The 24,595-nt window shown below is 42.1% G+C and carries 20 protein-coding genes, 1 tRNA gene and 6 pseudogenes; 9 read left to right on the top strand and 18 right to left on the bottom strand.

Features of this window, described 5'->3' with window-relative positions; all coding sequences use genetic code 11:
• Positions 1-20: 20 nt before the first annotated feature.
• The 8 genes from PN838_RS13915 to PN838_RS13880 form a co-directional block, all read right to left on the bottom strand.
• Positions 21-2,057 carry a TonB-dependent receptor plug domain-containing protein gene (locus PN838_RS13915; protein WP_272181057.1) on the bottom strand — a complete coding sequence of 679 codons (2,037 nt, stop codon included), beginning with the start codon at positions 2,055-2,057 and terminating at the stop codon, positions 21-23.
• 95 nt (positions 2,058-2,152) lie between these two features.
• On the bottom strand, positions 2,153-2,530 hold the full coding sequence (locus PN838_RS13910; RefSeq protein ID WP_272181056.1) for a hypothetical protein: 378 nt from the start codon (positions 2,528-2,530) through the stop codon (positions 2,153-2,155).
• A gap of 701 nt (positions 2,531-3,231) precedes the next feature.
• A complete protein-coding gene (locus PN838_RS13905; protein WP_272181055.1) occupies positions 3,232-3,699 on the bottom strand; it encodes a hypothetical protein in 468 nt (155 codons plus the stop codon).
• 178 nt (positions 3,700-3,877) lie between these two features.
• Complete coding sequence (locus PN838_RS13900; protein WP_272181054.1) at positions 3,878-4,306, bottom strand: Vgb family protein; 429 nt, start codon at positions 4,304-4,306, stop codon at positions 3,878-3,880.
• A 27-nt stretch (positions 4,307-4,333) separates the two neighbouring features.
• Positions 4,334-5,128, bottom strand: a complete 795-nt coding sequence (locus PN838_RS13895; protein ID WP_272181053.1) for a Vgb family protein — start codon at positions 5,126-5,128, stop codon at positions 4,334-4,336.
• Positions 5,129-6,325: 1,197 nt separating this feature from the next.
• Positions 6,326-6,400: transfer RNA gene (locus PN838_RS13890), tRNA-Ile, on the bottom strand.
• A 97-nt stretch (positions 6,401-6,497) separates the two neighbouring features.
• The gene (locus PN838_RS13885; protein WP_272181052.1) at positions 6,498-7,721 is read right to left on the bottom strand and encodes a Calx-beta domain-containing protein; all 1,224 of its coding nucleotides are present in this window, start codon (positions 7,719-7,721) and stop codon (positions 6,498-6,500) included.
• Positions 7,651-9,288 carry a choice-of-anchor B family protein gene (locus PN838_RS13880; protein WP_272181051.1) on the bottom strand — a complete coding sequence of 546 codons (1,638 nt, stop codon included), beginning with the start codon at positions 9,286-9,288 and terminating at the stop codon, positions 7,651-7,653. The genes PN838_RS13885 and PN838_RS13880 overlap by 71 nt, the downstream gene beginning before the upstream one ends.
• A gap of 377 nt (positions 9,289-9,665) precedes the next feature.
• On the opposite strand from PN838_RS13880, the gene PN838_RS13875 reads away from it, so the two are divergent.
• Genes PN838_RS13875 through PN838_RS13865 form a run of 3 tightly spaced genes read left to right on the top strand, consistent with a single transcriptional unit; the run spans position 9,666 to position 11,313 of the window.
• A complete protein-coding gene (locus tag PN838_RS13875) occupies positions 9,666-9,989 on the top strand; it encodes a hypothetical protein (protein ID WP_272181050.1) in 324 nt (107 codons plus the stop codon).
• Entirely contained in the window at positions 9,967-10,101 is a 135-nt protein-coding gene (locus tag PN838_RS13870) for a hypothetical protein (RefSeq protein WP_272181049.1), read from the top strand. Before PN838_RS13875 ends, PN838_RS13870 begins: the two co-directional genes overlap by 23 nt.
• A 9-nt stretch (positions 10,102-10,110) precedes the next feature.
• Positions 10,111-11,313, top strand: coding sequence for a flagellar assembly protein A (locus PN838_RS13865; RefSeq protein WP_334313518.1), 1,203 nt, complete (start codon positions 10,111-10,113; stop codon positions 11,311-11,313).
• A 12-nt stretch (positions 11,314-11,325) separates the two neighbouring features.
• Here the strand turns inward: PN838_RS13865 and PN838_RS13860 are convergent, their stop codons facing one another.
• The 5 genes and pseudogenes from PN838_RS13860 to PN838_RS13840 form a co-directional block, all read right to left on the bottom strand.
• Entirely contained in the window at positions 11,326-12,201 is an 876-nt protein-coding gene (locus PN838_RS13860; RefSeq protein WP_272181048.1) for a hypothetical protein, read from the bottom strand.
• A 234-nt stretch (positions 12,202-12,435) separates the two neighbouring features.
• A pseudogene (gene cysG / locus PN838_RS13855) lies at positions 12,436-13,895 on the bottom strand (siroheme synthase CysG).
• A complete protein-coding gene (locus tag PN838_RS13850) occupies positions 13,895-14,617 on the bottom strand; it encodes a phosphoadenylyl-sulfate reductase (protein WP_272181047.1) in 723 nt (240 codons plus the stop codon). The pseudogene cysG and the gene PN838_RS13850 overlap by 1 nt, the downstream one beginning before the upstream one ends.
• Before the next feature lie 88 nt (positions 14,618-14,705).
• Positions 14,706-16,413: pseudogene (cysI, locus tag PN838_RS13845) on the bottom strand (assimilatory sulfite reductase (NADPH) hemoprotein subunit).
• Between the two features lie 54 nt (positions 16,414-16,467).
• Positions 16,468-18,296: pseudogene (locus PN838_RS13840) on the bottom strand (assimilatory sulfite reductase (NADPH) flavoprotein subunit).
• Between the two features lie 241 nt (positions 18,297-18,537).
• On the opposite strand from PN838_RS13840, the gene PN838_RS13835 reads away from it, so the two are divergent.
• From PN838_RS13835 to PN838_RS13830, 3 genes are read left to right on the top strand one after another with little or no spacing between them, the layout of a single operon-like run.
• Complete coding sequence (locus PN838_RS13835; RefSeq protein ID WP_272181046.1) at positions 18,538-18,756, top strand: hypothetical protein; 219 nt, start codon at positions 18,538-18,540, stop codon at positions 18,754-18,756.
• A complete protein-coding gene (locus tag PN838_RS27355) occupies positions 18,756-18,836 on the top strand; it encodes a hypothetical protein (protein ID WP_370661109.1) in 81 nt (26 codons plus the stop codon). Before PN838_RS13835 ends, PN838_RS27355 begins: the two co-directional genes overlap by 1 nt.
• Positions 18,837-18,869: 33 nt before the next feature.
• A complete protein-coding gene (locus tag PN838_RS13830) occupies positions 18,870-19,439 on the top strand; it encodes a diacylglycerol/lipid kinase family protein (RefSeq protein WP_272181045.1) in 570 nt (189 codons plus the stop codon).
• Between the two features lie 141 nt (positions 19,440-19,580).
• Here PN838_RS13830 and PN838_RS13825 read toward each other — a convergent pair whose 3' ends face one another.
• Together PN838_RS13825 and PN838_RS27350 are read right to left on the bottom strand one after the other, a co-directional pair.
• Positions 19,581-20,150 carry a DUF481 domain-containing protein gene (locus PN838_RS13825; protein WP_272181044.1) on the bottom strand — a complete coding sequence of 190 codons (570 nt, stop codon included), beginning with the start codon at positions 20,148-20,150 and terminating at the stop codon, positions 19,581-19,583.
• Entirely contained in the window at positions 20,078-20,242 is a 165-nt protein-coding gene (locus PN838_RS27350; protein ID WP_370661108.1) for a DUF481 domain-containing protein, read from the bottom strand. Before PN838_RS27350 ends, PN838_RS13825 begins: the two co-directional genes overlap by 73 nt.
• Here PN838_RS27350 and PN838_RS13820 point away from each other — a divergent pair.
• A complete protein-coding gene (locus tag PN838_RS13820; RefSeq protein WP_272181043.1) occupies positions 20,181-20,327 on the top strand; it encodes a hypothetical protein in 147 nt (48 codons plus the stop codon). The two genes, PN838_RS27350 and PN838_RS13820, sit on opposite strands and share 62 nt — an antisense overlap.
• A 156-nt stretch (positions 20,328-20,483) precedes the next feature.
• Here the strand turns inward: PN838_RS13820 and PN838_RS13815 are convergent.
• Positions 20,484-20,960 (bottom strand): annotated as a pseudogene (locus PN838_RS13815) (DUF481 domain-containing protein); the annotation flags it as partial.
• An 11-nt stretch (positions 20,961-20,971) separates the two neighbouring features.
• Positions 20,972-21,166, bottom strand: a complete 195-nt coding sequence (locus PN838_RS13810) for a DUF481 domain-containing protein (protein WP_272181042.1) — start codon at positions 21,164-21,166, stop codon at positions 20,972-20,974.
• A 322-nt stretch (positions 21,167-21,488) separates the two neighbouring features.
• Here PN838_RS13810 and PN838_RS13805 point away from each other — a divergent pair.
• Positions 21,489-22,680, top strand: a pseudogene (locus tag PN838_RS13805) (BaiN/RdsA family NAD(P)/FAD-dependent oxidoreductase).
• A 238-nt stretch (positions 22,681-22,918) separates the two neighbouring features.
• On the opposite strand, the gene PN838_RS13800 reads toward PN838_RS13805, so the two are convergent.
• Positions 22,919-23,068: a type II toxin-antitoxin system YoeB family toxin gene (locus PN838_RS13800; protein WP_370661036.1), complete on the bottom strand. Its 150-nt coding sequence runs from the start codon at positions 23,066-23,068 to the stop codon at positions 22,919-22,921.
• Positions 23,069-23,336: 268 nt separating this feature from the next.
• Here PN838_RS13800 and PN838_RS13795 point away from each other — a divergent pair.
• Positions 23,337-24,592, top strand: a pseudogene (locus PN838_RS13795) (efflux RND transporter periplasmic adaptor subunit).
• Positions 24,593-24,595 lie beyond the last annotated feature (3 nt).

Below are 24,595 nucleotides of genomic sequence, written 5' to 3'. Positions count from 1 at the left end.
ACAGTGAACGAATTTAATCGCTAACCACCAAATTTAAATCGTAATCCGGCGTTTACCGTAAATCCATCATTTCTTGACCAGATGTCGGTTGTCCATCGGCCACTGGCTGCTTGTTCAAGTAATAACAATGAGTCGTCGCGAGTTTGGCGTATGTTCAATAAGTTTTCGGCATTAACAAACCAGCTTACTCGGCCAACGGTAATTTGCCCTAAAAGCCCTAAATGCCAATAGGGTTTACTTTTGCTACGGTAAGGGTTGTTTTCAAGATGTTGCGTGCCGGTATAATAAGCTTCAAATCCCAACAAATGACTGCCATGTTCCTCCATCATAACCACAAATCCAGCGGAGTGTTTTGGTGTTAACGTTAGTGGTTGACGGCTAAGACCGGAATCATCTTCTTTAGTGGCATCGGTATATAAATAACTGCCTGTAAATTTGATGTCGCGCCAGCGGTAGCGCAGCAATAGTTCGGCCCCTCTGATTTCAGTTTCACCTAGAGAGTTGACAATGCGGACTTGTTTTTCCGCATATATGTCAGCATTTTCAATTGCTTCTAATGCCGTAACGTTATCGATGTCGGAAGCAAATAATGTCATGCTGGCTTCTATACTGCCCAACACATAGCTGAAATCGATGGATGCAGTTGATGCTCGCTCTTCGTCAAGGCTACCTAATGGCGCAAGACGAGATAAACCCACCTCATCGATGTCCTCAATAAATGGGCTTGGAGCAAAAAATCCTTGCCCGTATGCTGCTCTAACTGTCCAGTTATCAGGATTGTACAATATTGAAACACGAGGGCTTATCTGGGTTCCATATTCGCTATGCCAATCGGCCCGAGCGCTCAGCGACATTGAAATATCTTCGCTCGCTTCGTAGTCCACTTGCGAAAACAACCCTAGTACTTGATAAGAGTAATTAAATTCTGAGAAGGTATTTGAGTCAAATCTTTCAGTTTGAAGTGCCAAGCCAACTAACCATGCGGTTTGATCAGAATACCCTGATAAGCTCGACTCGATCAGATAACTTTCATGACTATCATCTTCAAGGATGGCGCCGTACTCGTGTTGATGCTCTTGATTCATCGCAGAGCCACGCATATTTAAGTTTAGCTCGTCACCTATCGGTTGGTCGTAAATGAAGCCTATGTCGGTTCTAAGCGTGTCTTGGGTCAATGGGAAAGCACTGTCGTCAGGGAGATGAGCGTCATCTAAAGTTCCAGCCGTTCTTTGCTCAGTCATTGCGCCAAATGTCACGTATAGATTTGCGCCGCTGTCGTTTTGCCAATAGAAACGGGGTCGGACACTGCCTCTTTGGTAACCCGCCATGTCAATCCAACCATCGTTATCTAAATCTTGTTCTTGTTGGTTATGAATACCTGCAGTGACAGAACCACTTAACGCATCTGTTAAAGGTGAGGCAAAATAAGACGTAACATCTTGGCCGTCTTTGGAGGTTAGGTTTACCAGCACCTCCCCTTCATAGTTATCTGAAGGCGTCCGTGAAATGAGATTTATGACACCCCCAAGTGCAGAACCGCCATAAAGTGACGAAGCAGACCCTTTGATTATTTCAACATTTGCAAGATCGGTTGGTGGGATCTGCAGGAGGCCAATTGACGCGGTTTGGCCACCGTACAAAGGCAAACCATCGCTTAACAATTGAGTATAACGCCCATATAGGCCCTGCAGTCTAATATTGGCGCTACCTAACGCTGGCGAGGTTGTTTGTACTCTGACACCGCCGGTTTCAGCAACTAACATAGAGATATTACCGGGACGCATTAACGCTTTTTCCTGAATTTCTTCACCATTAATTATTTCGGTTCGTGTGGCTGATTCGGTAACAATACGACCTAAACGAGAAGCTCTTACTTGGATCCGCTCAATGCTACTTTCACTATGTTGATGTTCTCCATGTTCTCCATGTTCTCCATGCTCTTCATGTTTTTCGTGATGTTCATCACTATGCTCTTTGCCGTGTTCACTTTCATTTGCGTATACAAACGCCGGAATTAACAGCATTGCTACTGTTGATTTTAAATATTTTTTAAACATTTTTTGCCTCGGGCAATGCTGGCAATAACCCAGCACTATGGTGTTGATTCAGTTAAAAATGACGTGTTGTAAAAATCGGGGGCGAAACCCGCCCGTTATGAGGTAAAAATGGGAGGTCGATAAAGTAAACTTGCAACAGAATTAGGCTGTTCAAATTGCTGTAGGTAAGTCATTTCATCTGACAATTGGGTCTTAGTAGAAATGTGTTCTGTACTAAAATAAGCCACAGATGAACAAGCATTGGCAATACAGATACAATCCAGATCACAGCATTCGACATCACAGCAATCCGCTGGGTTATCGACATCGGAAGCCGGTAAATCGTTTGAGGTTATGACTGTTAGGTTGTCAGATAGCGAGTGCGTGTCTTCGTTTGTTTCGCAAAATTGGGCGGCATTGTAGGTGAGTGCCTGCCCCGCAAAGGAAACAAGCATCATCGCTAGCACTAGTATTCTTGAAACCGCTTTATACATAAAAACCCCAAACACAATATGCACAACATTTTAAAAGTTTCATAATGGTAAGTGAATAGTCACAGCTAAGTTTATTTTTCATCAGCGCATTATCAATGTACAAAAACCGCTATTCAAACCAAACAGAAAAACGTCATTCTAAAACCACAGAAAAAACCGTCATTCCCCTAGCTTGTAATATGAGTCAGCCACAGCGATATTAGGGATCTCCAACCGAGCGCAGAGGAATGTCATGGTTCGCCCTGCAGGCTGCGCTTTTCTTTGCCTTGCAGGCGGCTATTTCGACTTCGTCGACCATACTTTTGCAACAGCCCCAAAAGTAGGCAAAAGGCCGCTTTCGACCAAATCCCTAATCCTTATTTAAGATTTATATTATCGTCGAAGACGGAATGTACGCACATCCCTATGCACATTCCTTGCAACGGCGTCCCTGCCGTTCACTTCGAGATATAAATCTTAACTAAGGGGATTTAGACGAAGTAATATGCAGTCTGAACTTTAAGTGCAATAACTCAAAATTTAAAAAGTAAAACGTCATCCCCTTAGCTTGTAATATGAGTCAGCCACAGCGATATTAGGGATCTCCAACCGAGCGCAGAGGAAGCTATGAATCAACCATTTCTAACCATAAACCCGGATCAGCGACACTGGCCCCATTGGTCCCTGTTGGTCCGACTCAGTTGATTCAAAAATTATGATATTTACTTAAGTTTAAAGCTATTTACGTTTTCCATTAGGACTTGTTTGTCTGCAGCCCAGTCCTTTTCGTTTCCTGTCGCAGTAACTAAATAGACATAATTACCTTTTTTAAAAGCCTTGGCATACCAATGAAGACTAAGCCCTTGCATCATACCTGTGTATTCAAATGAGATTGAATTTGCGCTTTCTTCAAAGGAAACAATAGAGATACCCATTTGTTTAAATTGGCCTATCGAAAGTTCTTTATATTGAGTCAAGGTGCTAGGGTAAGGTTGAATTTGAACATTTACGTTTGACGCAAAACCATTTTTGGCAGGGAGAAACATTTGAAGGGGTTGCGACATTCCTGTTGTAGGACTAGTATCCAAGCTATTGATTGTAAAACCGGCTTTTGGAAACTCTAAGACTTCAGCATTAGCAATTGAAAAGACAAGGCTCGTTGCAAGTAAAGCAGCTTTATTAATACGCATAAACGTCAAATCCCTTTTTGTGTAAATCCCCTGCAAAGGGGATTAATAATTTATCGATTGAATTGGTGTTAAATAGCAAAGTCTGCAGCGGGTAGAGACTTACTATTTGTTCATCTTACCTGAATAATGCAGACTCTGTAATTGTTCTGGGACAAAAAATTGCCCTTAATTGGTTACTCTAATCTTGCGTTATCTTGACCCTTATAATTTTGTTAGTGCTACTTTGATGTATAAGCAAGTCGCCACTTTGAGTTGCGCGCATGTGCCTAATAATCCCAGCATAAATCTCCCCAGAGGGAATAGCCCAACTTTGGAACATTTCTGTTGTCGGGTCAAATCTCACTAACGCATCGGGGCGTTTTCCTGATTCGTTGTACCATACTATGCCATCAACAACCGCGATTGCGTATGGATGTGATTGTTCGCCACTGGGAGAGGGCCACTCTTTTATTGCGCTGGTGTCTGGACTATAGCGTCCGAGGCGACCTAATGCTGAATTCACGAACCAAATGTTACCGGCATTGTCGATATCTAATCGGCGTACTTTTGAAGCGGCATCCGGCAGTTTAATTTCTTTTAATTGCATCGTAGATGGGTTTACTTTCACTAAACAATTGCTGCCATTACAGGCCACCTAGCGATTGCCGTCGGCGTCGATTTTAATGCCATAGGGGCGTGAATGCTCCGTCGGCATGGTAACTAACTTAATATCACCGGTGTTAGGGTCTAATCGACCAATCATATTACTATGCTGTGCTGTAAACCAAAGGATGCCGTTACTGTCAAAGGTCGCCGTGTGCGGATCTTTGGCGTTTTTGTCTGGCATATTAAAAACAGTAATTTCACCCGATTTTGGATCAAGTTTTCCAATCGAGCCATTTTTATTTCCGGTATACCAAATATTACCGTCTTTATCTGGGGTCACTGAGTGAGGCATCGCATTCGGTGGCAACGAATACTCATTCATTTCTCCGGTATCTGGGTCGATGCGGCCAATTAAGTTTGCACGTTGCCCAGCCCACCATATGGAACCGTCTGGGGCTTCAACCGGATCGCGAGCACGTTGTCCTAACGTTGGTGTGTGCCATTGCTCAAAAGAAATTTGCACATCGCCTGAAACAAGAGTTGGAGAACGATGACTATTCGGAGGGTAAGTCTGTGCCAAGTAATTAAAAATTAACTGTTCTGTTTCAGGTTGTGCAGATAAATCTATCATAGTGCGGGTTAGCGATTGCCACTGTTGATAGGTATATCCGGAGCTACGAGTGATTAAATTGTGTCGATGGCAAGAAGTACATAAACGTTCTACCAATTTTTGCCCTTTGGCGTATGCGTGCTCGTTGACTTTGATATTTACATTTGTAGCCGCAGCGTGACTACAGGCAAAAACCGACAATAGGAATGAAAGGCTAAATATCACTTTGCGCATGACTAATCTCCCAAAAATAAATATCAATAGCTCGAATTCAAACGACTGACGTAAGTGTTATTTGTATCATGATTTCTTTTTGGGGGTAGAAACATTCAACGTCGTCGAACACGCTGGCGTTACGTGATTAGCTGACAATTTCATAGCTCGTTTTATTAACCCAAATTACCAGAACAAAAAACGTCCTTCAAATTCACAAAAAAACGTCATTCCCCTAGCTTGTAATATGAGTCAGCCTAAGCGATATTAGGGATCTCCAAGCGAGTGAAGAGGAAGTTCATAATTCGCTTTGCAGGCTGCGCTTTTCTTTGCCCTGCGGGCAGCTATTTCGACTGCGTCGACCTTACTTTTTCAACAGCCGCTCTTTGTTTCTAAGATCATGTAGGCAAAAGGCCGCTTTCGACCAAATCCCTAATCCTTATTTAAGATTTATATTATCGTCGAAGACGGGATGAAAGTATGTCCATGGTTCGTCTGACGTACATCCATGTACTGACGAACTCCCTTCGTCCTTGAAGTGAACAATCATCCCTTGCAACGGCGTCCCTGCCGTTCACTTCGAGATATAAATCTCAAAAAAGGGGATTTAGACGAAGGAATAAGTCGCCTGAACTTTTGGTGTGAAAACATGTTTTAGAGAAAAGCATTATACCAAATCAACAGAAAAAACCGTCATCCCAAAAGAGCCTAAGCGATATTAGGGATCTCCAACCGAGTGCAGAGGAAGTTCATTATTCACCTTCAATTAGCACTAAAGTTCAGAACAAAAACGTCATTCCAAATCCACAAAAAACGTCATTCCCCTAGCTTGTAATATGAATCAGCCTAAGCGATATTCAGAATCTCCAACCGAGTGCAGAGGAAGTTCATAATTCACCTTCAATTAGCTCAAAAGTTCAGAACAAAAAACGTCATTCCCCTAGCTTGTAATATGAATCGGCCTAAGCGATATTAGGGATCTCCAACCGAGTGCAGAGGAAGTTATGAATCAACCATTTACTAATCGTAAAAGCAGTTCAGCGACTCAGAACCCGCTGCCACCCAAGTTCGTACATTTACACCCCGTGTTACATGCGATGTAACATTGTCGCTTGGATGTCGTTGGATTTAATATGATTTCATTGGCCACTAAAACTGCTTAAGGCGCAATAGGTGAAGAGGCTGGTGGATTTTGTTGGATGTTACTGGAAGAGAAAATGGTGCCCCTCCCTGACTTGAACAGGGGACCTGCCGATTATGAGTCGGATGCTCTAACCAACTGAGCTAAGGGGCATACCATATGTTTTTGGGAATATAAGAATCCCAGAAAACGGCAGGGAGTATAAGCAAAGTCGAATTGCTTGTCACTCCCTGATTTAGGTTTGTTTAATTATTTGCTCATAGTTTGAACAATTTTACCGATCTTTTTAATATCTGTGCGCCTTCTTAGGAAGATTAGGGCGGTGGTTAAAAACAATGTTAAGTAATTAAACGAAAATCCACCCTTGTCTTGCTTTTTTGCTTCGGTTTTTTCGACGGTAAACGAGGTTGTTGCCGATTCGCCAAATGGGTCGGTTACCACTAGTGTGAGTGGGTAAACTCCGGCGACTGATGTTGTAAATTTCGCATTTAAGGTGTTAGCCGTGCTTAGTGTTGCATTGCTGTTGTTTGCGTTCAGTGTCCATTGGTACGTTAAATTCGTTTGATCGTCGCTAACCGTGACTAAGTCTCCTAGCGGCAGTGATTCGATGGTTTCACCGATATAATTATTGCTTGTGACGGTTGGCGCGGTATTTGAGTCATCGTCCAATATAGTAATTGTGAACGCGTTCGTACCTACTATTCGGTAATTATCACCCACATCAAATGCTAAAGTTACTGTCTCTGTGTTTTCTTGCTGATCGTCATTGATAATATCGACGGTGATTGTTTTGTCAGAATTGTCGTCAGCAGCCCACGTTAACATTGTATCGTGTAATACAAAGTCGGAGTTGTTTGTGGCTTGGCTGTCGCCTGTTTGAACAATCGAGACTCCGACATTTAGACCGCTCACATACGACGGAAGTCGACTAACTGGGATTAAAATTTGGGTTTTGTCGCTTGTTTGGTTTTCAATTAGTTCGGCACTTGCAGCACCAAATTTAACGCCGCTAACTTCATTATTACCGTCAATTATGATCCAGGCGTTACCCGGGTTTTGCAATGTTGCGCCGCCTTGAGGGTTAAACAATTCGACCGAAAATTGCTCGGTGAATTCTAAGGTGTCAGTGTCGGAATTGATTGGGATAGAAATAGTTTTATCAGAGTTATCTCCGTCGGCCCAAGTTAGCTTGCCTGTTTGTGCAACAAAATCGTCGCCCGTGGCGGAGCCCCAAAGAGTTTGGTATTCAACGCTAATCTCGCCTGTGCTATCAAGCAGTCGTTGAACATGGATTATGGCTGTTTGGCCTTCTGCGTAGTTTTGCTTCATTTGACTAAATGAAATCTGGCCCGCTGCAACGTTTTTGGTCTTGTCCTTAACGACGTACAAGCCTGAATTGATATCACTGATCAAAATTAGACCGCTTGGTAAAAATGGGTAAACGCCCACAGGCACCATTAAACTGGTCGTCATCTGAAAATGGAAAAGTATCAAAGTAACCTATTTCGACAGGCTTAACTGGGTCGGTTATGTCCAAAATGGTCATGCCGCGTTCATAGTTAGACATATAGTAACGATTACCCCGAACAAAACCATTGTGGTCAATGGCTTTCGTTGGGCCGTTCCAACGGCCTTTGGATAACGGTGCCGTGAGATCAGAAACATCAAATATCATCACTGCGGTATTGTTATTAAATTGCTGTTCGTCTAGCTCGTCGTGAACGTAAATATACTTTTTGTCTTCGGTCCACCAACCTGAATGGGTATAAGCGGCGTTGTTGTATATGCCCTGTCCTAATTCGGTTAAGTCTGTTTTATCGGTTTGGTCCCAAAGGCGCATTTCGTTTTCGTTAAAGTCGACAAAAATATCACATTCGGTTGGGGTTGTTTGGTCTGTGGTTAAGCGCTGACAGTCGTTTGCCACTCGATCATCCGTGACCACAAAAGACGTACCATCGTGGGTGTAATCGTCTCGTGTTGCATCCACTGGTGTATAAACAGCAGTTGGGGCTTTAGGATTGATGAGGTCGTAGCTGCGGTGAGCCCCACCATAACGACTCGATCCCATAGAGTGCAACAAAGGTTGTCGGTGGTTAATCGCTACGCCTGTACCATAGTTGACGTTGCTGACGTAGATATTATGTAAACTTGCGTCTTCATTGGCATGACCAACAGAATGGATGCTATTGGGTAAGTCGTTTAGGTCAATAATTGTGACGCTATCCGCCGCACCGTCGGTAGAGACATAAGCATATGCTTGCCACATGCCCTGTTCGAAATCGAAATACTGATAAACTTTAATGTCGCGCCAGATCGCCGTTAATCCGGTGACGTGGCCAACAACTTGCGGATTACTTGGATCTTCGAGGGATACCACCGAAGCACCGTTACGTAAGCCTATTATAGCGTATTCAATATCTGTATTTAGGTCGACGTGCCCCCAAATGTCATTGGCTGCAGATGGTGAATTTGCAAAGCTGCTAAGTGGCACGTGTGAAACGAGATCAACATTATTACACGGGAAGCTTCCCGCATTGCCGTTGACACAGCTTACGTCGCTTTGGGATTGTTTGATTGCATCAAATTGCCCAAGCTTTTGTTGAAATGCTGCCGACGCCGCCAAGCTCTTTGATTTTTTATCGACGATGAGAATAAAGCCACGTTCGCTAAGCTGCTTATTATAAGTCGCAGGGACACCACTTATGTATGTTGGGTTCTGTTGAGGATTAGCGGTTTTATAATGGTCAGCTTTAGAATAGCCGCCGTAACTTGGTACAAGTTCGGAGGTGAGATAAAATAGCTCGTCGACACTCTTGGCTTGGTATTCGCCACCGGCAACTAAAATTTTATCCCCTTTGTTTGCTTTTTTAGCGGCATAACCAATTGATTGGCAAGGCTGGGCGGGTTGTTCGCATGAACCTTGGTCTTTGCCGTCGACGGCAACATAACGAGCCTTGTCATGCTCTGCATGAGATAAAGCATCATCTGAGTACATTAGCGTGAGAAGAAAAATAATGGCGCAAATATGGCGATTAAACATATCAAATTCCTGTTTGGGTTACGTTCCAAAGTCATGGTTATACTCTATTAAATTATAGACTGGGTTTTAAATCGAGTTTGAAATAAGGCTATAAATAAAACATTGCGAGTATCAAACAACCAAATACTTTTGGCGTGATACATTAAGTGTGCAGGACATTTGCTTTGCAGTAAACTCGTCTGTGAGGTAATTTGTCGATGAGCGACCCGAACGGTTTAATGATTTTTTAAAACGTGCCGATAACTTTACATGTTTTATGTTGTCTTACAGGTCGTGAACTTCGTGGTTTAAATAGGGCCGCTTCAATTGATATCGACAGATGTTTTAATCGCAAGTGTAATGTCACTTTTGTTCATATAGGTTAATTAGGTAGTACTTTGGAAGATTTTAATTTCGAGCAGGAAGACACCAATATCAATTTGATTGTTGCTTGCAATGCAGAAACGCCACCTTTAACTGAAGCCTTGCTTATTTCAGCATTTGAACGCAGCCAATATTACGAAGCCAGCTTATCTCACGAATTACTACCATCCATTGTTGAACTTGGAAATGAGTTTATAATTTCAGTAAAAGAAGAACTTGAGCCTGAAGGGGACTTTGTTCATCAAATTGCTGCGATTAGAGATGGTAAATTATCAATCTTTTTATCTGCAAATAAAATGACCGCTAAAGCCACAATTGAAATGGTCATGGGGCGGTAAAAACATTGATTTAAACGATATCAAAGCGGAATGTAAAAAACTCGGTATTGTATTTGGTGTTAAAAAGTCTTTGGTTGATAGATTGTTGCATCAAACTATTGAAGCTGAGTAAGGCGACCTAATCGAAGGGACAATTGCTTTAGGACTTGAGCCTAAACACGGTAAAAATGCGTATTTCAAACCTCTAGTGGAATTGTTGACTGAAAAGATCAGACGGCCCATGGAAATTGAAGGCGGCAAGGTCGACCTAAAAGATTTAGGCGACATTGAAACGGTTAAGCCGGGTGAAAAAATATTCCAAAAATTCCCTCCAACCGGCGGTACGCCGAGCAAAAATTTACTTGGTGAAGTCTTAATTCCAACAGCGGGGAAAGACGCCGAACTCGAAGTTTCAAGCGGCACGACAATAGATAAGAAAGACACTAATATCCTGTTGGCCAAACGCGAAGGTTTAGCGCGTTTAATCGAAAATCGAATGGAAGTCGACGACGTTTATACGCTAGCCGAATTAACGCCTAAACATGGTCATATTAAATTTAACGGCTCAGTGATGATCGCTGGCGATGTTTCACCTGAAATGCGTATTGTGGCAACCGGCGATGTCATTATCGGTGGCTTTGTAGAGCAAGCATCCATTCGTTGTCGTGGTGAAATAACCATCATCTCTGGTGCGTCTGGTAAGCCTTTAGACGAACCTTATGACGGACGAATGAGTAACTGTTTATTGGAGTCTGGCTACCGAATTAACGTGGCCTTTGCAAATCAAATAGACATTATTGCCAAGCGTGATGTGCATGTTCATAAACAGCTCTCGCATTGCAATGTAACCGCCGCGTCGTTACGAGTTGGTCGAGGTAAATTTGGCGACGGCAAGCTTGTCGGTGGAAAGATTAAGTTAAGTAAGGGCTTGTTGGTTGGAAAACTTGGTTCGCCATCAGACACGGCAACGTCGGTATCGTTAAACCGCAGCTTTGTTTTGTTTAAACAAAAAGAGCTCGATATCTGGACTAAAGTTGAGCCATTGTCAGACGAGTTAGATGCGTTAAAAAATAGGTTACAGTCGTTTCTTACCGACCAGCAACGGGCTGAGATTAAAGAGCAGATCCTTAACCAACAATACAAAATAGACAAATTAAACAATGCGCGTAAACGGATCACTAAGAAGCGCAAAGAATACATGAGCCAAGTGGCAGTGGAGATAACTAATACGTTACATGCCGCGGTGACATTTGAAATAGGCGATAAGACCATTATTAACGACCGTGAACGTGGCCCTTCAATTGTGACGTTAGACGAGTATCAAATTGAAATAAAACCGAGGTAGCGTCAGTTAGCTTTAAAATCGGTGTTTGCCGTTAAGTTCAAACACGGGTAACCATGGAATGCCGTCATGATCTTCGCTTAGTAAGTTAAGCAAACCAATGCCAATGTCGATAGACGACTGTTTTGAAAACCAATGTTCCCTTGAACCACTTATTTGAAAATATATTTCTCCAAACTCTAAATCATCAAAGTCATAGTTTTCATCATCTCGAAAACGGCTGAGGGAGGCCGTCACCTTATAACTTGTAGTGCTCGAGGCTAAATAAGTCACTTTGTTAGACCAAGACAAATAATCCCTAAAAAAGACGATTCTACTATTGATGTCCCAACCTGTTGAGCCTTGAATATCGGTATATCTTGCTTGGAATGTTGGCATGTAAAACTGATCGACATCGTTTCTGTCATAGCCAAAAGAATGAGAACTTTCATTGTTATATATGCCAACAAACCCGGCACCTAGCTGCCATTGGTTATTAAGTGCTTTGTTTACAACAAAGTCTGAAAGCACAGAGAAGTTACGGGCTTCGTTAAGACTCAAAAAATTTGGCAGATAAGTAATGTCATATTCTAGGTTAAGGCCGTTATCAAAATAATATTGGCCACTTAAACTAGGCGCTAATCCAAACAACAAGTTTATGTCGTATTGCACCCAGCTTTTTTGTTCTAAATGAGACTCAATATGGCTTGGTAAATTGCCACTTAACCCTTCAAAGTAATAACGATATGTCCCGCCAAATACCGGAAATTCAGAGAAATCAGTACTAAAAAGTTCAAAGGTATCGACATTGATAAGTCCAAAATTAATTTCATGTTGGTATTGTTCTTCGGCCGACGAAGAAAAAGCGAAAATAATGCTGGCAAGGAAAAATAATAATTTGATGCTATTCAATTTGTAATATCCATATAGCTACGAAATACGAGTTTTAAAGGCGTTAATTAAAAAGCGGCGCCAATTATGGCAACATTAATACCATTTCATGCAACGCCATTCCAGCTATGATTGTACATGACCGCGCAACGATACAAAGGCATTAGGTTTGTTTTAAAGACGTTTGCAAACATTTAACGTGCATTAACATCATCAAATAAAAGCAGTAAATAAAGCTTGAGACTGGCGGCTGAACTACAATTTTGGTTCAGATAAATAAAACGATGAGTCGAGATTGGCCGCATGGAGCGTTTGATGTAGGTCGACAACTTCACCAACTATGATAAGTGCAGGCGAACCAATTTTATGTTCGTCAGCTAAGGTGTCTAGCTGCGCTAGTGTGCCCGTAACGACTCTTTGGTTAGGACGAGTACCGTTTTCAATAATCGCCACTGGTGTGGAAGCGGCACGGCCATGTTTGAGTAAATTGTCTTTAACGTTGCTGCTGCGAATGATGCCCATATAAATAACTAACGTTTGATTCGACGCTGCCAATGCTGTCCAGTTTGGTTGATTGGCTTTGCCCGGCGCTTTATCACCTTCGGTTTTTGCTCGGCACTTTTAAAATGACCCGTAATAAACTGCACAGACTGGGAGTAATCTCGGTGTGTTAACGGAATGCCTGTAGAGGCTGAACATGCTGACGCTGCGGTAATGCCTGGGATAACGTTAAATGGGATATTATTCGTTACTAGGAGTTGAGCCTCTTCGCCGCCTCTGCCAAAAATATACGGGTCGCCGCCTTTTAGCCTGCATACAACCTTTCCTTCTTTTGCCAAGTCGACAAGTAGTTGATTGATTTTTTCCTGCGGTAACGTATGTTTACCGGCCTTTTTGCCTACGGATATCATGTCGGCATCTTTACGGCATAGGCGCAAAATGTCATCGGCTATTAGGTAGTCATAAACGATAACGTCGGCCAATTGCATAACTTGTAAGGCTTTTATGGTCAATAAATCTGGGTCGCCTGGACCACCGCCGACTAAAAAGACTTGGCCGTCACTGGTGGCTGATTTTGTTCCTGACGCCGCAGCACTTAATTCGTTTTGCATTTCTTTAGTGGCTAAATCCCATTGTTCGCCTGCGGCATATTGTGATGCTTTACCGCGGAACACACGTTCCCAAAAATGGCGACGAGATTTAAAATCGTTGATTTGCTGTTTTGCTTGCGCTCGAAATTCGCCGGCGAGCTTGGCAAATTGGCCCGTCCAGCGAGGTATGATCTTCTCGAGTTTTTCTTTTAATAATCGGCCTAAAACCGGTGCTTTGCCGTTGGTAGAAATGGCAATAACAAGCGGTGAGCGGTCGATGATAGATGGAAACGTAAAACCACAGAGATCTGGTTGGTCGACAACATTGACCCAAATGTTCGCAGCGTCACAATCATCTTTAACACGTTTGTTTAATGTTAAATGGTCTGTAGCCGCGATAACCAGTTGTTTTTGTTCAACGTCTGTTGATTGATATTCTTTAAAGACTCGATTGAGCTTTGAGTCCGCTATTTCTTCTAAAGCGTGATGAAATTCAGGTGAGACAACAGTTACCTGTGCCCCAGCCTGCAATAACGACTGCACTTTACGCAACGCAACATCACCGCCACCGACAACCAGTACGGCTTTGTTTTCTAAATTAAAAAATAGCGGTAAGCTTTGCACTAAATGCCGCTGCCGTCGCTTACTTCGTGTAAACCACATTCGCGTGTAAGACCAAAGAAACGCGTTTCTTCTTCGGTCATGCCAGCTTCGAGTTTTTGTGTTGTTTGCATATCACCTACCGAGACATAACCTTCTTCCCAAAGCGGGTGGTAAGGTAAGTCGTGTTTTTGTAAGTACTGATATATATCACGATTTGTCCATTCCAGTATAGGGTGAAGTTTTACAACCGGCTGACTTTCACCACGGATGAAACTGTACTCTGCGACTGGTTTTTCCGCACGACTTTGTGATTGCCCCTGACGGATACCACTGAACCATGTATTTACATTTAGTTCTTGCAGCGCACGGCGCATCGGCTCAACTTTATTCATTTGGTTGTATTGCTTGATACCGCTGGCACCTTTTTCCCACAATTTACCAAATCGAGCTTCCTGCCATGCAGGTGAAAGGTCAGACCGATAAATCTGTAGGTTAAGGTTTAAACGTTCTGCAAGTTGATCGATAAACTGATACGTTTCAGGAAATAAATAACCTGTATCGGTCAATACAACTGGAATATCTGGCATCTGTTGGGTTACTAAGTGCAGCATAACCGCAGATTGGATCCCAAAGCTAGACGACAACATCGCTTGTTGTGGCAAATTCTCTAAGGCCCACTCAACACGTTTTTCAGCATTTAAAGATGACAGATCGCGATTAATTTGCGCAAGATCTGTAATCAATTCAGAACCTTGTCCTGAATTTTTTCATTGATAGCTGTAGCACTAGTCATAATTTTTTCCCAATGGGGCTCAAAGGAGCCCAAATTTGTTAGGCGTGAAAGTCTGTTTTAGATACTTTCACTTCAGCGACGATTCCTTTACGGATAACAAAGTCACCAAAACATTCGCCGTCATTACGTTCTTTTGCCCACGACCCGATGAGTTCGTCAAAAGCAGGCAAGTAAACGTCTTCTGAAACATTTTCTAAATACAATTTAGGAACACGAGTTCCTTCACGGTTACCACCTAAATACACATTGTATTTACCTTGATCCTTTACCAACTAAACCGATTTCTGCTAATAAAGCGCGTCCACAACCGTTTGGACAACCAACAACACGCATGATGATGTCGTCTTCTGCAATGTTGTGCTTGGCTAATATCGCCTCAGTTTTTTCTATTAAACTTGGTAAATAACGCTCAGCTTCCGCCATGGCTAATGGACACGTTGGCATTGCTACGCAGGCCATAGAATTTTTGCGCTGTTCAGTATCGTTGTCGTCAATAAGTCCATGTTCGCGAGCAATTTTCTCGATAATGGCTTTTTGATCAGCTGGGACACCGGCAATAATTAAGTTTTGATTTGCTGTCATGCGGAAATCACCTTGGTGAATTTCAGCAATTTTGCGACAACCTGTTTTAAGGGTTTTTTCTGGGTAATCTAAAATACGACCACTTTGGATAAATAGCGTTAAATGGTGTTTGCCATCAATGCCCTCTACCCAACCGATACGATCACCACGATGAGTGAATTCGTAAGGGCGGCTTGCTTCAAACTTAATGCCAGCACGTTTTTCAACTTCAGCTTTAAATGCGTCTGCACCAAAGTTATCTAATGTATATTTTGTTTTGGCATTTTTACGATTAGCTCGGTTACCCCAGTCACGTTGAACGCCAACGACATGTTCTGCAATTAACAAAGTATGCTCAGCCGGAATATACCCAAAGTCATCTGCTTTACGCGGATAGGTGTTTACGTCGCCGTGAGTCATTGCTAAACCGCCGCCCACAAGCACGTTAAAACCAATTAACTTGCCGTCTTCTGCAATCGCAACAAAGTTTAAGTCATTCGCGTGAATATCCACTTCGTTGTTTGGTGGGATAGTCACTGTGGTTTTAAACTTACGTGGTAAGTAAGTTGACCCTAAAATTGGTTCTTCTGTAGTTGCTTGTTTTTCGCCATCTAACCAAATTTCAGCGTACGCTTTCGTTTTTGGTAACAAATGCTCTGAAATTTTAGTCGCCCAATCATAGGCTTCTTGATGTAACTCAGATTCAACAGGGTTAGTTGTGCACAACACGTTACGGTTAACGTCGCCAGCTGTTGCTATCGAGTCGATACCAACACTGTCTAACATTTGGTGCATGCCTCTGATATGCGGCTTTAATACCCCATGAAACTGAAACGTTTGACGTGTGGTTAAGCGAATGCTGCCATACATGGTTTTGTCATCTGCAAATTTGTCGATGGCTAACCATTGCGCTGGTTGAATAATACCGTCAAGGCATACGGGCACGAAGCATTACGTTATGTAACGGTTCTAATTTTTGTTTAGAACGTTCTGCACGAATATCGCGGTCGTCTTGCTGATACATACCGTGGAAGCGGATCAACTGGAAGTTGTCTGCAGTGAATCCACCAGTGAGTTGGTCAGTAAGATCGGCTTCAATTGTGCCGCGTAAAAATTACTCTGTGTCTTTAAGCGCTCGTTATCAGCAAACTTTGCATTGGCATCGTGCTTGCTGTTTGGCTTAATGTCATTGTTTTCTAAATCTATGCTCACGTTAATTCCTAAAATTCTGTTCGACTATTAATACACGTCTTTTTGATAACGATGGGTGCTACGCAACTCTTTAAGGTATAGCTCTGCTTGTTCGTCATCTTTTCCGCCATGAGTTTTAACAATATCAAGGAGGGTTTGATGTACGTCTTTTGCCATACGGTTTGCGTCACCACAAATATAAAAATGCGCGCCTTTTTCTAACCATGCAAATACGTCTTTGCCTTGCTCGCGTAATCTGTCTTGAACATAGATTTTTTCGGCTTGGTCACGGCTAAACGCTAGGTCGACTTTAGATAATAGGCCAGATTTAACGTAGCCTTGGATTTCAACTTGATACAAGAAGTCTTGGGTAAAGTTAGGGTTGCCAAAGAACAACCAGTTTTCACCTTCGGCGTCACGTGCATCACGTTCTTGTAAAAATGCTCTAAATGGCGCAATACCCGTACCTGGACCAACCATGATCACTGGAGTATTGTCGTCACTTGGTAAGCGGAAATTGTTGTTGTGCTCGATAAAGACTTTTATCGATGCACCTTCTTCAGCACGACGTGCTAAATAACCAGAACAACCGCCTAAATGTTCGCTGTCAAACGCGTCGAATTCGACAAGTCCAACCGTTAAATGAACTTCATCTTCAACTTCAGCTTGGCTTGACGCGATTGAGTATAAACGTGCTTGTAACTTACGGGCACAATCAACTAACGTTTGAGCGTCTAATTTAGCTGGGTTTTGAGCGACAACATCAAATATTTGACGTGCTTCGATGTATTCACGCAATGCGGCTTTATCTTCAACAAGTTTTAGTAGCTCTGCATTATTTGTTGCATGGGCATACTTGTCGACAAATCCTAGGTAAGATTGCGTTAATTCTAACTTTTCAATTAGTGCTTGGCGCACAGTGAGTGATTCTTCGCCTAACTTAACTTGCTCTTCGCCTGTTAATTCAACTTGAGTTAACAGTGCATCTACAAGCGTCTCGTCGTTTAAGAAGAACATGCCTAGTGCGTCACCAGGCTGATACGTTAATCCTGACTCTTCAAGCGAGATTTCAACGTGGCGAACATCTTTTGTAGAGTCACGGCCGGTAATTTTTGTGAAACTGATAATTCAGCGGCAAATGGGTTTTGTTTTGTGTACTGGCTCGCTTGAGGTGCAGGCGCACCAAATCCAGCCATTGGTATCACTTGTGCGCTACCTTGTGAGCTTGCTTTGAGTTCAGGTTCAAATGCGTCCACGGCACCAGTAATCCAGGCTTGGTACTTGGTCTTCATAATCAACGTCTAACTCGGCACGAGTAACAACCGTTTCAGCACCTAATGCTTTAAAGCGTTCTTCAAAGTCGATGGCTGTTTTGCAGAAAAATTCATAGCTTGAATCGCCTAAGCCGATAACCGCGACTTTCACGCCAGCTAATTTAGGCGCTTTTTTAGACGCTAAGAATTCGTGTAATGCTTCTGCGTCTTCAGGTGGTTCACCTTCACCGTAGGTAGAAACAGCAATCGCGATATATTTTTCTTTTTAAGTTGGTTAGGCTTGTAGTCAGCCATGTTTACCAATTTAACTGCTAAACCACGAGATTCAGCTTGTTCTTTCAATTGATTAGCAACACCTTTAGCGTTACCTGTTTGCGAACCATATAAAATAGTTAGCACTGAGGCTTCGTTGGTTTGTGTAGCAACGCCCGCAGGTTGTGCCGCTGGCATAGCTGCATTGGCCGTAGCTGCTAAATAGCCGCTTACCCATGCCTGTTGGATTGGGTTTAAAGCGCTGACCAAAGTTTGCAGGTCTGCCACTTGCTGCGCCGACAATGGCGACGAAGCTTGATTCAATTGTTGTACAAGTTGTGTTGGACTCATAACGATCTCGGATTTATGGATTACAGAGGGGATTGTAGAAAAGGATCACTACTACGATAAAGTATCAATAGTATACTGTTTATTACTTTTTGATATAAAGGTCCGCAAGTGGCTGTTTTTACTGGATGTGGTCAGACTAGGTGATGATATTACTTTTTACTATGACATAGATCTTTTTTGTTTAACCTGATAGGCTGTAACAAAAGTGCCAACTGACGGCCTAAAGTACCCGAGAGAATGAATGACAGCAAGAAAATATTTGGTGGTTTTTAATCCCCTACCAAATCGTCGTCGAACGCGCCGGTTAAATAAACTTGTAGCGAAGCTTGGTCAAATGCAGTTTGACTATACGCTTTATCCAACGGCGCCAACCGTTAGTGCCAATAAAATATTTTTTGCTAAGCACCACACCGAATACACCGATGTTATTGTTGTGGGGGTGACGGTACATTTAACTTAATGATTAATGTACTGATTGATTACAACTTTAATGTGGCGTTAATGCCAGCCGGCACGGGGAATGACTTTGCCCGAGCCTAGTACGGGAAAAACCGAAATAATCTTGATTACCTTTTGAACGTCGTCACCGGCGAGGAAAACAAAACCATCCACCTTGGCTATTGTGAATTTCTAGGCTCTAAAACAGCGGAGTTGGTGTATTACCATAATGTATTAGGTATTGGTTTTGACGCCGCTATCGCCAAGGCGTTAAGACACAACAAAGGGACAGTTCCGAGTTTAAGTTATCTTATCGCGGCTTTGTGGTATATCCCGCTTTACCGGGAACCCGAATGTACCATTTCGTATGACAATAAAACGGAAACCTATTTTAACTTTATGACGGCCTTTGCTAACAGTCGCTTTTTTGGAAGCGGTTTACCAATCGCGCCTAAGGCCAACCCCGAGGACAATAGTGTGCAAATGGTCAAGTTGGCAAAACAAGACTTATGGACCAAGTTAGCTTTATTAGTAAAGTTGCTGTTTGCAAAACACTCTGGGTCGGATCATGTTGAAATTAAGTCGATGTCACAACCTCTTGTGGTTGAAACAACAGGCTTAGATATTGAAGCAGACGGAGAGTATCTAGGGCAAAGCCCCTGTAAAATTGGTGTTTCAAAACAAGTGCTACGTTTAAAGCAGTAATACCATTGGTATGACGCTAGCGGCACACTATAAAAACAAAGTGATGTTCATTAAAAGACGGGCACAAAAAAGGGCGCAAAAGCACCCTTATATCGTATTGGTTGATATCTAATATTTAGTTGGCCAAAAACCAACGATATATTAGAAGTTTACAACAACAGTAACACTTGTTTCAGTGTCTGTTTTTTCAAAGCCTTCAGCAACATTGGTATTTGAAATTGTTTTAAAGCCAAATTTCATTTGCATAGAAGAACTGAAAGATGCAGAAACACCCGTTTCAGTAATTGTTTGAGTATTGTCTAAACTAGGAGCGTGCTCAATACTTACGTTTTGAACAAACTTAGTCATGTCGTTAATTTTCCACTCTAGAGCAGCAGAACCACGGTATAATTCACTGTCATCGCTGTCGTCAGTACCTTGTACTTTAGCGTCAACAAAACCGGCACCAACATCTAAGTCTAAAAATAGGTTTTCTTTTTCAAGAGCACGGAAGCTATAACCACCAGATACAGTTGCGTATGTAGCATAAGCACCGTATTGAGTGTCAGCATAACTACCTAAAACAAACGCTGAAGATTTACCGCTAACTTTGTAGCTACCTTTTGCAGAAGCATTCCAACGGTCGTCAGTTTCCTGAGTCATTTTGTTGCCGTCAGAATCTTTGATTTCAGCTTCTTTTTCAACATGTCGAAAGTATATTTGTTTGTCCACTTTTCTAGTTGTTGCTTAGCAACAATCTTAGTGAAGAATGAAGATGTATCAGTATTACCAGATGTTAATAGAACACCAAGCTCTGCAGTTATGTCAAAGTTAGATGTTTTTGCTGGCTCAGCAGCAGTTGCAATATTTGAAAACAATGCTGATGCAACAGCGCCAAGTACCAAGTAATTATTCATGTATAAAATTTCCGTGTTAAGTTTTTTGTGGTTACTAATAAAATATAAATTTTGAATTTGTTAATTAAAGTAGAAGACTTTTCGAATATGTCCAATTTATCACGCGATAAAATCGAATAAATTACATATTCATGACAAATGGGTCTTTTTAAATGTTAACAACTAGAGTGACAGACGTTTGAGTATCTAAATTTTTTAGATTAGTGGCCACTTCACTGTTATGAATCGCTCGAAAACCTACTTTCATCTGCATTGAGTCACTAATTTTAGTGACGATTGATGTTTCTGAGATGCTTCTGTTATTAAAGCCAGCTGTTTGCACACTTACATTTTGAACAAATTTAGCGCTTTTAGATATTACCCAAGAATAGGCCGCTGAAGCGCGTACAACAGGACCTTCTTCAACAGCCCCGTCAGCTTTTAATACGCCTCTTGCGTATCCAGGACCTAAGTTTAGATCTAGAAACATGTTTGATTTGTTGATGCCGCGGAAAGCATAACCCGCAACTATCATCGAGTATTTAGTAAAAGAAGCAAATCGATCGTCGGTGTGTGAAATCAATGCAAAGACACCATTGGTTCGCGTTAGCTCATAGTTTCCTTGAGCATCAAATGAATACTTTTCAGCAGTAGTCGTTAGTACTTCTCTATTTTTTCTGAATCAAACTTTTCGTCTTGTTTTAATAAGGCATTTAAATCGTACTTGAACCGCCATTTTAATATCTCATGTGAAGCGGTTATTTTACTTAAAAACGACGTTGAATTTGTATTACCAGATGTGAGGAGGACACCAAGTTCGGCCGACATATCCCATTCTTTATCTTTGAACATAGGTTCAAGTTTATAGTTGCTATAGGTGATGCGAGCATCATCATGCGAGCTTCGGCTCCAATTGGCAAAAAACTAAAATAAAAAATAAAAAGACTCTATAGGTCACGAACTTTCCTACGCAAATATTAAATTGTTAACAAGCCGCGTATTGTATACTAATTAATCACCACTTTTCGAGTGCAAATCGAGTATTAACACTAAATATTTTTAATAATGGGCTATTTATTTTTGTTATTGAACGAAATTTCGGCGGAATAAGGAATTCAGTTGTTTTAATGATCTGCTTATTGGAAAATGCGCCTTTAAAATTTTGGAGTAAGTTATGGCAGGTCAGCAGTTTGACGTAATCGTTATCGGAGCGGGTGCAGCCGGATTGATGTGTGCAGCACAAGCGGGTTATCGGGGACGTCGTGTATTATTGCTTGATCACGCAAAGCAAGCCGGGAAAAAGATATTAATTTCTGGCGGCGGCCGCTGTAATTTTACTAATATGGATGTCGAGCCAAGCAACTATTTATGCAGCAATGAGCACTTTGTTAAATCGGCGTTGTCTCGTTATACCCAGTGGGACTTTTTAAGTCTGATTGCCAAATATGAGATTGCTTACCACGAACGCGACTTTGGTCAGCTTTTTTGTGACGACAGTGCCAAAGATATCGTGCGACTATTAATGGGCGAATGCAACGAAGCCGGCGTTAAAGTTCAGCTTAGAACCGAAATTACAAACGTAACAAAAACCGACTCAGGTTTTGAAGTGCAAACATCTGGCCTTAACTATCAATGTGAGTCGGTTGTAATCGCAACTGGCGGGCTGTCTATGCCTAAATTAGGTGCGACGCCTTTTGGATATAAAGTGGCTGAGCAGTTTGGATTAACGGTATTGCCAACACGCGCTGGCCTTGTGCCATTTACCCTGCATGACCATGACAAAGCGATTTATGCTGATTTATCTGGCGTATCGCTCCCGATTCGAGTGGAATCAAAAGACGGCACTTCGTTCCCCGCCGACATGTTATTTACCCACCGAGGTTTGTCTGGTCCATCGATTTTACAAATCTCCAATTATTGGTTACTAAGGCGAAGCGGTTTCAATCGATTTGCTGCCTCATATCGACTTAAAACAAGAACTGGATAATTTAAAACAACAGTCGTCAAATCAAAGCCTAAAAAATACGTTAGCGCAGTGGTTACCAAAACGGTTTATCGAAGCATTAATCGAGTCAAAACAACTCGTTGACAAGCCAATAAAGCAACTCCAGCATAAAGACTTAGACAACACCATCGCCACCATTCATCAGTGGCAAGTAAAACCAAACGGCACTGAAGGTTACCGAACCGCCGAAGTCACTTTAGGCGGCGTAGACACCAACCAACTGTCGTCAAAAACGATGGAATGTAAATCAGTAAAAGGTTTGTATTTTATTGGCGAGGTCACAGATGTAACGGGTTGGTTAGGCGGCTATAACTTCCAGTGGTACTGGGCCTGTGGATGGGCGTGCGGGCAAGATTGTTAGGTTGTGACGACTCGGATCATCAATTGAGACAATTACCATCGAAGTGCGACAATGATAGTTGGTCATAGACAAATTGATTACGAAATGAATCGTGCGCTGCACTTACCGCTCAGTATTAATCAGTCATAAAGTGTCGTGGCTCAAACCTGATGTGACGCTTTGATTAACCGACGACAGGCAGCTTTGAGCGAAAAGCAGAAGTTCACTTAAACACGTTTTTGGACAAAAACTTGTTATTTTAATAATGATAGCGGCATGAAATTATGGTTAATGCATGGTCGTCAATCGCACAAACTAAACGACTTGTGTCGTCTATACGTCGAGACCAGAAGCCTGTTAAATTTCCTACCCTAATCTTCTCATTTTTGTGGGGGTTGATATTTTGCATGCCAGAGCATCAAGTGAAAACAAAGCACTCTAATTCCTCCCCATGGCGCGTATTTACTCAAAACTATAAACATAGCTTAGTCCTTAAATCAAAAGTGTCCGCTCGGACACTTTAAACTGTCCGCGGACACTTTATTCTTATTGTTATTTTATTTATACCCATATTAATCAGTCACTTACCTATTGGCATGGTCCTCGCTTTAACCAGAGTATTAAATTATTAAAAAGGCATATGAATGACTGCATTCATGGTCGATGGAGTTGAGAAGATGATTAAGGATACAAGTGCGCAGGATGTTGCTATTGAATCAAAACCGAACATTAAAAAATAGCGTTTATCATTCTCATAGTGCTAATTGTGATTACTTTTACAGCTAAAACATTAATGAACAAATCCGCAGTTAGCCATTCATTTGATCGCGCTTCTATGCAAATCGCTCGTGTTGAAATGGGGGAGTTAGTGCGTGATATCGTTTCTAACGGTCGTATTGTCGCTGCTAACGCCCCACAAGTTTACAGCCCTGAGCAAGGGTTTGTGTCGCTCAAAGTTAAAGCAGGCGATACCGTAAATCTCGGCCAGATCGTTGCTACAGTGGACAGCCCCGAACTAGCCAATCTGTTAAAACAAGAAACGTCGGAAATAGAACGCCTTGAAGGTGAGTTAGCACGCAAGGAGCTAGATGCTCGTAGCCAAACACTACAATTGACTAAGTTGCTTGATATAGCACAAGTGGATTTAGAAGCGGCAGAACGAGAAAGCCGACGTGCTCATGCATCTATGAAAAGTAACCTTATCAGTGAAATCGACTTTGAAATGGCGGTTGATGATCTGGCTAGAGCAGAATTGACTTATAAACATGCAAAAGAAGAAGTGAGTGTTGCAAAAGAGCGTTTAGCTTTCGAATTGGCGAGTGCCAAAAGTACCGTCTCGCGTCAGGCCTTAGTGTTGGAAGAACTAAAACGTAAGATTAATGACTTAAATATACTCGCGACGGTAAAAGGCGTAGTGGGAAATTTATTAGTTCAACAGCGTGCATTGGTTAAAAAGAATGACGCGTTGATGACTCTTGTCGATTTAAGTGCATATGAGGTTGAGCTGAACGTAGCAGAAAGCTATGCCAATGATCTTGGAATTGGAATGCAGGCAGAAATTAACATTGCGGGAACTACCTTCTTGGGCAAATTATCAGCCATATCGCCGGAAGTAAAAAATCGACAAGTTACTGCCAGAGTGCGTTTTGATCAGCAACAACTTACCGGTATTCGCCAGAATCAACAAGTTTCCGCAAGAGTTCTGCTTGAAAGCAAAACGAACGTAATGAAAGTTCGCCGCGGCAGCTTTATGCAATCAGGCGGTTTTTATGCATTTAAGGTCGAGGGCGACATTGCTAAAAAAGTTGAGATCCAACTTGGGGCTAAAAGCATGAGAGAAGTAGAAATACTGTCCGGTTTAAACCCTAGTGATCAAATTATTATTTCGAACTATGACGAATACAGTAAAACCGACTCCTTCTTATTAAATTAAGAA

This window comes from Psychrosphaera algicola (assembly GCF_028401425.1).
GTDB lineage: Bacteria > Pseudomonadota > Gammaproteobacteria > Enterobacterales > Alteromonadaceae > Psychrosphaera > Psychrosphaera algicola.
This window is presented reverse-complemented; position numbering and strand designations above follow the sequence as displayed.